The organism is Streptomyces ossamyceticus (genome assembly GCF_001418475.1).
Classification (GTDB): domain Bacteria; phylum Actinomycetota; class Actinomycetes; order Streptomycetales; family Streptomycetaceae; genus Streptomyces; species Streptomyces ossamyceticus.
On record NZ_LIQX01000511.1, the window covers coordinates 1 to 2,843 of the forward strand.

Here is a 2,843-nt window from a genome sequence, read left to right on the forward strand (position 1 = left end):
CGGCAGCGTCAGAGGTGTAGTAGAGACAGGGGATGGAGGAGGGGCATGTGGCTACCACTGCCGGGTGCGTGTCTGCCGATGCCGGGCGCGGGTCTGCCGATGCCGGCGGCGCGGGTCGGGTGAGGCCGGGCGTGGGTCGGGTGAGGCCGGGCGAGGGTCAGGTGAGGCCTGGTGGGCAGGTGGCGAGCAGGGGCAGCAGCGGTGCCGTCACCGCCAGGGCGGCCATGGCGGGGGACAGGGCCCGGTGGGGAGCCCGGGGCGGGCCGAGTACGCGCCGCATCCGGATCAGCACCGCCCGGCCGCCCGCCCCGAACGCACCGCGCGGGGTCCGGGCCGCCGCCATCTCGTACATCGCGGTCGCCAGGGCCTCGCGGGAGTGCCCGTGCAGGGCACGGTCGTCGGCGACCATCTCCAGCAGCAGCGCCGTCTGTTCCCGGACCTGGCGGGCCACGGGCAGCACGCGGAAGACGGAGTGGAACGCCTCCGCGGCGGCCAGCACCAGATGGTGACGGCCCGTGACATGGGCCTGCTCGTGCTCCAGCACGGCGCCGAGCTGCTCGGCCGTCAGCTCACGGACGGCCCCGTCGCTGACCACGATCCGGGGCGAGCGGCCCGGCAGACAGTAGGCGGCGGGCACGTCGTACGGCAGGACGACGGCACCCAGCCGTTCCGACCGGCGCCCCACCAGATCCACCGCCCGCCGGTGCCGCGCCCGCGCCCGGCGGGCCCGTACGGCATGGAAGGCGAGGCTCCCCACGAGGGCGAGGCCCAGCGCGGCGGGCAGGGCCACGGCGACCCGGGCGGCGATCCGCGGATCGGCGCCGCTCCCGAGGACGGCGAGCCCGCAGGAGTGCAGCAGACCCAGCAGTCCCGCGTGCGGATGCCCGGCGGGCATCGCCAGGTGGTACGCGGTCAGCGCGACGCCCAGCGAGAACGACAGGGCCAGCGCGTGCCAGACCGCGAGAGCCGCGGCGGGCGCCCGGTGCGGCCAGTCGGCCCGCACGAGCAGCGGCGGGGCGACGAAGCCCACCAGGGCCGTGTAGGCGACCAGGACGGGCGTCGCGTTCACGGCTTCGCCTGTCGTCCCATGGTCCGCAGGGCCTTGCGCAGGGCGGCCACCTCTTCCTCGGTCATGTTCTCCACGAAGTGGACCAGCGCGGCAGGCCGGTCCTTGCTCGCGCCCAGACCGTCCTCCATCAGTGCGGCGGCGTACGCCTCGCGGCTGCGGACGGGTGAGTAGAGCCACGCTCGGCCCTGCTTGCCGCGCAACAACCAGCCCTTGTTGTAGAGGATGTTGGTGACCGTCATCACCGTCGTGTACGCCACGGGCCGGGTCAGGTTGATGTCGTCGACTACCTCGCGCACCGTCGCGGGACGGTTCCACGTCCAGAGGCGGTCCATGATCTCCGCTTCCAGTTCCCCCAACCGGCGCATGCCCTGACTCCCTCGTCCCACCCGACGTGCACAATGAATACGTAAGTCCATAGTAGGTTAGTAGAACTGACGGTCCGCCCACGGGGGTGATCGGTGCCGAGTCACGCCTCGGCGGCCCCCGACACCCGGCGACCCCCGACCCGGATGACCCACACGACACGCAAGGGACCATGAACCGTGCCCACGACGAGGCCGTGACCGGCCTCGGAGCGCCGCACCGCCGGCCGCGCCCGCCCCTGGGGGCCCGCGGCCTTCTCGTGTGCGCGCTGCTGCTGGGCCTGCTCGGCATGCACGGTCTCGGACCGGTCCCCGCACTGCACGAAGCCGCCGCCGGGCATGACCGCATGACGGCGGGCGAGACGCGCGCGGGCGCGGAGGCGCCCGTTCGGGTGTCGATGCCGGGGGCGTGCGGTCACGACACCGACGGCGGAACGGGGCACCCGCACCACGCGGACCCGACCTGCGCCTCGGCCTCCGTGGGTCAGGCCCCGGCCGTGGTGCCCGTGCTGGTGCCCGACGTGGCGACGTGGGCCGAACGGGCGCACGTGTGGCCGTCGTTGACGGGCTCCGGCCCCGAAGGCGGCCGCGCGCCACCATCCCTCGCCGAACTCCAGCTCCTGCGGATCTAGAGAAGCCCGCACGCCGCCGCACGCCCATCGGGCCGCGGCGCCGTGCCCCGGAACGCCCCTCTTCCGACTTCTCGATCCGAACCAACGCAGGAGTACCACCATGACCGCATCCCGCGGATTCCTCCGTCGTGCCGCCCTCACCGTCACCGCCGGTGCCGCCGCCCTCGTCCTGACCGCGTGCGGCGGCGACAGCGACGGCAACAGCGACGGCAACAGCCACGACATGGGCTCGATGGCCTCCGAGTCCGGCTCCCCCAAGGCCGGTTCGTCCGGCAAGCCCGGGGCGGGCGGCCACAACAAGGCGGACGTCGGCTTCGCCGAGGAGATGATCCAGCACCACCGCCAGGCCGTGGACATGGCCGAACTCGCCGACAGCCGCGCCGTCTCACCGGAGGTCAAGGAGCTCGCCACCAAGATCAAGGGCGCCCAGGACCCGGAGATCGAGACGATGTCCGGCTGGCTCACCGCCTGGGGCGAGAAGGTCCCCGAGGACATGGCCGGCATGGGCCACGACATGGGGTCCGGCATGCCCGGCATGATGAGCGCGGACGACATGGCCGACCTGGAGAAGGCGTCCGGCGCCGCCTTCGACGAGAAGTTCCTGAAGCTGATGGTCGAGCACCACGAAGGCGCCGTGGAGATGGCCGAGACCGAGAAGACCGAGGGGAAGTACGGCCCCGCGATCGACCTCGCCGAGGATGTCATCACGGCCCAGACCGCAGAGATCGAGCAGATGAACAAGATGCTCGACAAGGCCTGAGGTTCGCGGGGCCGTACTTC

General features: G+C 72.8%; 4 protein-coding genes. 2 read left to right on the plus strand and 2 right to left on the minus strand.

Going from position 1 to position 2,843, the window contains the following annotated elements; genetic code table 11:
- Window positions 1–157: 157 nt before the first annotated feature.
- Together AOK15_RS31380 and AOK15_RS31385 are read right to left on the minus strand one after the other, a co-directional pair.
- Window positions 158–1,069: a M56 family metallopeptidase gene (locus AOK15_RS31380; RefSeq protein ID WP_055521723.1), complete on the minus strand. Its 912-nt coding sequence runs from the start codon at window positions 1,067–1,069 to the stop codon at window positions 158–160.
- On the minus strand, window positions 1,066–1,434 hold the full coding sequence (locus AOK15_RS31385) for a BlaI/MecI/CopY family transcriptional regulator (protein ID WP_055521724.1): 369 nt from the start codon (window positions 1,432–1,434) through the stop codon (window positions 1,066–1,068). Before AOK15_RS31385 ends, AOK15_RS31380 begins: the two co-directional genes overlap by 4 nt.
- Before the next feature lie 170 nt (window positions 1,435–1,604).
- Here AOK15_RS31385 and AOK15_RS31390 point away from each other — a divergent pair, with 170 nt between their 5' ends.
- Window positions 1,605–2,063, plus strand: coding sequence for a DUF6153 family protein (locus tag AOK15_RS31390; protein WP_063799078.1), 459 nt, complete (start codon window positions 1,605–1,607; stop codon window positions 2,061–2,063).
- A 100-nt stretch (window positions 2,064–2,163) separates the two neighbouring features.
- On the plus strand, window positions 2,164–2,823 hold the full coding sequence (locus AOK15_RS31395; protein ID WP_055521725.1) for a DUF305 domain-containing protein: 660 nt from the start codon (window positions 2,164–2,166) through the stop codon (window positions 2,821–2,823).
- Window positions 2,824–2,843: the final 20 nt, after the last annotated feature.

Bases quoted from the DNA above. Each gene is read 5' to 3' on its own strand.
- AOK15_RS31385 (WP_055521724.1), bottom strand. From the start codon at position 1,434: ATGCGCCGGTTGGGGGAACTGGAAGCGGAGATCATGGACCGCCTCTGG.
- AOK15_RS31390 (WP_063799078.1), top strand. From the start codon at position 1,605: ATGAACCGTGCCCACGACGAGGCCGTGACCGGCCTCGGAGCGCCGCAC.
- AOK15_RS31395 (WP_055521725.1), top strand. From the start codon at position 2,164: ATGACCGCATCCCGCGGATTCCTCCGTCGTGCCGCCCTCACCGTCACC.